Here is a 6,153-nt window from a genome sequence, read left to right as displayed (position 1 = left end):
GAAATGGGCCAAGGCGCAAGGGATCTCGATCACCGCCGAGGTCACCCCGCACCACCTGCTGCTCGACGACTCGCGCCTGGAGACCTACGACGCGGTCAACAAGGTCAACCCGCCGCTGCGCGAGGCCTCCGACGCCGCCGCGCTGCGCCAGGCCCTGGCCGAGGGCGTCATCGACTGCGTCGCCACCGACCACGCCCCGCACGCCGAACAGGACAAGTGCTGCGAGTTCGCCGCGGCCCGCCCCGGCATGCTCGGCCTGGAGACCGCGCTGTCGATCATCGTGCAGACCATGGTCGAGCCCGGCCTGCTCGACTGGCGCGGCGTCGCCAAGGTGATGAGCGAGCGGCCCGCCGAGATCGTCGGCCTCGACGAGCACGGCAGGCCGATCGAGGTCGGCGAGCCGGCGAACCTGACGCTGGTCGACCCGCGGGCGAGCTGGACCGTGCGCGCGAAGGAACTCGCCAGCATCTCGAACAACACGCCGTTCGAGGACATGACGTTCCCGGCCCGAGTGACAACGACGTTGCTCAGGGGCCGGGTAACCGCCCGCGAAGGCAAAGCGGTGAAGCGCACTGGAGGTCCGTAAGTGGAGAGAACGCTGTGGGTTGTCGGGCTGGCGGCGCTGTTCGTCCTGTGCCTCTGGCTGATGTACCGAGGCTGGCAGAACCGGGCCGCGCGCCAGGAGGCCGGCATCGGGGAACTGCCCGTGGTGCCCGCCGACCTCGGCGCACAGGTGCTCGAACCGACCACGGGCCTGTATCTCGGCAGCACCATGGCGCCGAGCTGGCAGGACCGAATCGCCGTCGGTGACTTGGGTTTCCGGGCCACGGCGGAACTCACGCGATTCGAACGGGGAATTCTGCTCGAGCGCGACGGCGCGTCGGTGATCTGGATCCCGCAGGAATCCATCACCGCGGTGCGCACCGAACGCGGGCACGCGGGCAAGGTAATGACAGAAGATGGTGTGCTGGTAGTTCGCTGGAAGCTGCCCACCGGGACCGAGATAGATACCGGTTTCCGAGGGGACGACAAGTCGGTGTACCCGGCTTGGACGAGGGGCACGCAGGCGGGCACGGGCACTATGACGGGAGACGACGAGGGATGACGACGACAGAAGAAGCATCGCGCAGCGATTCCGTGAGGGGTGGCGGCCGGGCGACGGGTGGGCAAGCCGCTCTAGTACTCGAGGACGGGCGGGTGTTTCGCGGCGCGGCCTACGGCGCCGTAGGCGAGACGCTCGGCGAGGCGGTGTTCTGCACCGCGATGACCGGATATCAAGAGACCCTCACCGACCCCAGCTACCACCGGCAGATCGTGGTCGCCGCGGCGCCGCAGATCGGCAACACCGGCTGGAACGAGGAGGACGACGAGTCCGGCAAGATCTGGGTCGCCGGTTACGTGGTGCGCGACCCCGCGCGCCGCGCCTCCAACTGGCGCGCGACCACCACGCTGCCCGAGGCGATGCAACGCCAGGACATCGTCGGCATCTCCGGCATCGACACCCGCGCCCTGGTGCGCCATCTGCGCACCCGCGGTTCGATGAAGGCGGGCATCTTCTCCGGTGACGCTCTCGCCGACACGGACGAACTGCTCGGCCGGGTCACCGGTCAACCGTCCATGCTCGGCGCCGACCTGGCCGAAGAGGTGAGCACCGACTCGGTGTACACCCTCGAGCCCGCGGGCGACCCCCGCTTCACCGTGGTCGCGGTCGACCTCGGCATCAAGACCAACACCCCGCGCATGTTCGCCGAGCGCGGCGTGCGGGTGCACGTGGTGCCGTCGAACACCTCCATCGACCAGATCCTCGAGCTGAACCCGAACGGCGTCTTCCTCTCCAACGGCCCCGGCGACCCGGCCACCCAGGACGGCGCGGTCGCGCTGACCCAGGGCGTGCTCGAGCGCGGCCTGCCGCTGTTCGGCATCTGCTTCGGCAACCAGATCCTCGGCCGCGCGCTCGGCCGCGACACCTACAAGATGAAGTTCGGTCACCGCGGCATCAACATCCCGGTGATCGAGCACGGCACCGGCCGCATCGCGATCACCGCGCAGAACCACGGCTTCGCGCTGGCGGGCGAGCAGGGCGAGCAGTTCGACACCCCGTTCGGCAAGGCCGAGGTCAGCCACGTGTGCGCCAACGACGGCACGGTCGAGGGCGTGCGCCTCGTGGACGGCCGCGCGTTCTCGGTGCAGTACCACCCGGAGGCCGCCGCCGGACCACACGACGCGGCGTACCTCTTCGACCGTTTCGCCGGTCTCATGGAAGGCGGCCCGGCCGCGCAGCGGAAGGGAGTCTGATACAGATGCCACGTCGTAATGATCTGAAGCACGTCCTGGTGATCGGCTCCGGCCCGATCGTCATCGGCCAGGCCTGTGAGTTCGACTACTCCGGCACCCAGGCGTGCCGGGTGCTGCGGGCCGAGGGCCTGCGGGTTTCACTGGTGAACTCCAACCCGGCGACCATCATGACCGACCCCGAGTTCGCCGACGCCACCTACGTCGAGCCGATCACGCCGGAGTTCGTCGAGAAGGTCATCGCCAAGGAGCGGCCCGACGCCATCCTGGCCACCCTCGGCGGGCAGACCGCGCTCAACACCGCGGTCGCGCTGCACGAGAACGGGGTATTGGAGAAGTACAACGTCGAGATGATCGGCGCCGACTTCGACGCCATCCAGCGCGGCGAGGACCGGCAGAAGTTCAAGGACATCGTCGCCGAGGTCGGCGGCGAAAGTGCCCGCTCCCGAGTCTGTTTCACCATGGACGAGGTGCGCGAGACCGTCGCCGAGCTGGGATTCCCTGTGGTCGTGCGGCCCTCGTTCACCATGGGCGGCCTCGGCTCCGGAATGGCCTACAACGACAAGGATCTCGACCGCATCGCCGGCGGCGGCCTCGCCGCGTCGCCGACCGCGAACGTGCTCATCGAGGAATCCATCCTGGGCTGGAAGGAATTCGAGCTCGAGCTCATGCGCGACAGCCGCGACAACGTCGTGGTGGTCTGCTCGATCGAGAACGTCGACCCGATGGGCGTGCACACCGGCGACTCGATGACCGTCGCCCCGGCCATGACGCTCACCGACCGCGAGTACCAGAAGATGCGCGACCTCGGCATCGCGATCCTGCGCCAGGTCGGCGTCGACACCGGCGGCTGCAACATCCAGTTCGCGGTCAACCCGGCCGACGGCCGCCTGATCGTCATCGAGATGAACCCGCGCGTCTCGCGCTCGTCCGCATTGGCCTCCAAGGCAACGGGTTTCCCGATCGCCAAGATCGCCGCCAAGCTGGCCATCGGCTACACCCTCGACGAGATCGTCAACGACATCACCAAGGAGACGCCGGCCTGCTTCGAGCCGACGCTGGACTACGTGGTCGTCAAGGCGCCGCGCTTCGCGTTCGAGAAGTTCCCCGGCGCCGACCCGACGCTGACCACCACCATGAAGTCGGTCGGCGAGGCAATGTCGTTGGGGCGCAACTTCGCCGAGGCGCTCGGTAAGGTGCTGCGCTCGCTGGAGACCAAGGCCGCGGGCTTCTGGACCCAGGGCGACGGCGAATGGACCGACGTCGCGGCGATTCTCGAAGACCTGCGCACCCCCGTCGAGGGCCGCATCTACCAGGTCGAGCGGGCGCTGCGCCTCGGTGCGAGCATCGAGGACGTCGCCGCCGCGTCGGGCGTCGACCCCTGGTTCGTCGCCGAGGTCGCCGGCCTGGTCGAGCTGCGCGCGGAGATCATGGACGCGCCCGTGCTCGACGAGGCGCTGCTGCGCCGGGCCAAGCACTACGGCCTGTCCGACGGTCAGCTCGCCGCGCTGCGCCCGGAGTTGGCGGGGGAGACCGGCGTTCGCGCGCTGCGGCACCGGCTCGGCATCCGCCCGGTCTTCAAGACGGTCGACACCTGCGCCGCCGAGTTCGAGGCCAAGACCCCGTACCACTACTCGACCTACGAGCTCGACCCCGCCGCGGAGTCCGAGGTCGCGCCGCAGCGCGAGCGCGACAAGGTGATCATCCTCGGCTCCGGCCCGAACCGGATCGGTCAGGGCATCGAGTTCGACTACTCGTGTGTCCATGCGGCGCAGACGCTTTCGCAGGCCGGGTACGAGACCGTCATGGTCAACTGCAATCCGGAGACCGTCTCCACCGACTACGACACCGCCGACCGGCTCTACTTCGAGCCGCTCACCTTCGAGGACGTGCTCGAGGTGTACCACGCGGAGACCGAGTCGGGGCACGTCACGGGCGTCATCGTGCAGCTGGGCGGGCAGACGCCGCTCGGCCTTGCGCAGCGGCTCACCGACGCAGGCGTCCCGGTGGTCGGCACCAGCGCCGCCGCCATCGACCTGGCCGAGGACCGCGGCGAGTTCGGCGACGTACTCGTCGCGGCCGGGCTGCCCGCGCCGAAGTACGGCACCGCCACCACCTTCGGGCAGGCCAAGAAGATCGCCGCGAGCATCGGCTACCCGGTGCTCGTGCGCCCGTCCTACGTGCTCGGCGGGCGCGGCATGGAGATCGTCTACGACGAGAACTCGTTGGAGGGCTATATCTCCCGGGCGACCGAGCTCAGCCCGGAGCACCCCGTGCTGGTCGACCGATTCCTCGAGGACGCCATCGAGATCGACGTCGACGCGCTGTGCGACGGCGAGGAGGTCTACCTCGGCGGCGTGATGGAGCACATCGAGGAGGCCGGCATCCACTCCGGCGACTCCGCCTGCGCGCTGCCGCCGATCACCCTGGGCCGCAGCGATATCGAGGCCGTGCGCCGCTCGACCGTCGCGCTGGCCAAGGGCATCGGCGTCAAGGGCCTGCTGAACGTGCAGTACGCGCTCAAGGACGACGTGCTGTACGTGCTCGAGGCGAATCCGCGTGCCAGCCGGACGGTTCCGTTCGTGTCCAAGGCCACCGCCGTGCCGCTGGCCAAGGCCGCCGCGCGAATCGCCCTCGGCGCCACCATCGCCGAGCTGCGCAAGGAAGGCATGCTGCCGGGCGAGGGCGACGGCGGGCACGTCCCGCTAGACGCCCCGGTAGCGGTGAAGGAGGCCGTGCTGCCGTTCCACCGGTTCCGCAAGGCCGACGGCACCGGCGTGGATTCGCTGCTCTCCCCGGAGATGAAGTCCACCGGCGAGGTGATGGGCATCGACGCCGACTTCGGCACCGCCTTCGCCAAGAGCCAGACCGCCGCCTACGGCTCGCTGCCCACCGCGGGCACCGTGTTCGTCTCGATCGCGAACCGGGACAAGCGCGCCATGGTCTTCCCGGTCAAGCGCCTGCACGACTTGGGATTCCGCATCCTGGCCACCGACGGCACCGCGGAGATGCTGCGCCGCAACGGCATTCCGTGCGAGCGGGTGCGCAAGCACTCCGAGCCGGAGACCGGGGACGTGCCGCAGCCGACGATCGTCGAGCAGATCCGCGACGGCGAGATCGACATGGTGTTCAACACCCCGTACGGCAACTCCGGCCCGCGCGTGGACGGCTACGAGATCCGCAGCGCCGCCGTCGGTGTGAACATCCCGTGCATCACCACGGTGCAGGGCGCCGCCGCCGCGGTGCAGGGCATCGAGGCGAGCATCAACGGCGGGATCGGGGTGCGTTCGCTGCAGGAACTGCACTCGGTGCTGCGTGGCTGAGCCGAACGTGCCGGAAGCGGAGCAGGACGGAGCGGGTGCGGTGCGGACCTTCGGAGCCCGATTGCGCGCCGCCATGGCGCATTTCGGCCCCGTGTGCGTCGGCATCGACCCGCACCCCGGCCTGCTGGAGTCCTGGGGCCTGCCCGTCGACGCGGAGGGGCTCGAGCAGTTCGCGGAGATCTGCGTCGAGGCTTTCGACGGCTGCGTCGCGCTGGTGAAGCCGCAGGTCGCGTTCTTCGAGACCTACGGCTCGGCCGGAATCGCCGTGCTGGAGCGCACGATCGAGGTGCTGCGTGGCTCGGGCACCCTGGTGCTCGCCGACGCCAAACGCGGCGACATCGGCTCCACTATGGACGCCTACGCGCACGCCTGGCTCGGTGACGGGCCGCTCGGCTCCGACGCCGTGACGGCCTCGCCGTACCTCGGATTCGGCTCGCTGGCACCGGCTCTGGCGCTGGCCGAGGCCAATCGCCGCGGCGTGTTCGTGCTCGCCGCGACCTCGAATCCCGAAGGGGCGCAGCTGCAACGGGTCGTCACG

The 6,153-nt window shown here is 69.5% G+C and carries 5 protein-coding genes; all 5 read left to right on the top strand.

Annotated features, from left to right (window positions below; all coding sequences use genetic code 11):
- On the top strand, nt 1-586 hold a 586-nt coding region (locus ON39_RS19660), incomplete at its 5' end, for an amidohydrolase family protein (RefSeq protein WP_040736410.1).
- Nucleotides 587-1,105, top strand: coding sequence for a PH-like domain-containing protein (locus ON39_RS19655; protein ID WP_040736409.1), 519 nt, complete (start codon nt 587-589; stop codon nt 1,103-1,105).
- The gene (gene carA / locus ON39_RS19650) at nt 1,102-2,295 is read left to right on the top strand and encodes a glutamine-hydrolyzing carbamoyl-phosphate synthase small subunit (protein ID WP_169335899.1); all 1,194 of its coding nucleotides are present in this window, start codon (nt 1,102-1,104) and stop codon (nt 2,293-2,295) included. The genes ON39_RS19655 and carA overlap by 4 nt, the downstream gene beginning before the upstream one ends.
- Before the next feature lie 5 nt (nt 2,296-2,300).
- Complete coding sequence (gene carB, locus ON39_RS19645) at nt 2,301-5,615, top strand: carbamoyl-phosphate synthase large subunit (RefSeq protein WP_040736405.1); 3,315 nt, start codon at nt 2,301-2,303, stop codon at nt 5,613-5,615.
- A gap of 40 nt (nt 5,616-5,655) precedes the next feature.
- Nucleotides 5,656-6,153, top strand: a 498-nt coding sequence (gene pyrF, locus ON39_RS19640) for an orotidine-5'-phosphate decarboxylase (RefSeq protein WP_040736411.1), incomplete at its 3' end; no start/stop codon positions are given.

The organism is Nocardia tenerifensis NBRC 101015 (genome assembly GCF_000308715.1).
In the GTDB taxonomy this organism is placed as follows: Bacteria; Actinomycetota; Actinomycetes; order Mycobacteriales; family Mycobacteriaceae; genus Nocardia; species Nocardia tenerifensis.
Note: the sequence above shows the minus strand (reverse complement) of the source record. Positions and strands in the feature narration are given on the sequence as shown.

What these genes read in the sequence shown, in the direction of transcription:
- carA (WP_169335899.1), top strand. Translation starts at nt 1,102, where the DNA reads ATGACGACGACAGAAGAAGCATCGCGCAGCGATTCCGTGAGGGGTGGC.
- carB (WP_040736405.1), top strand. Translation starts at nt 2,301, where the DNA reads ATGCCACGTCGTAATGATCTGAAGCACGTCCTGGTGATCGGCTCCGGC.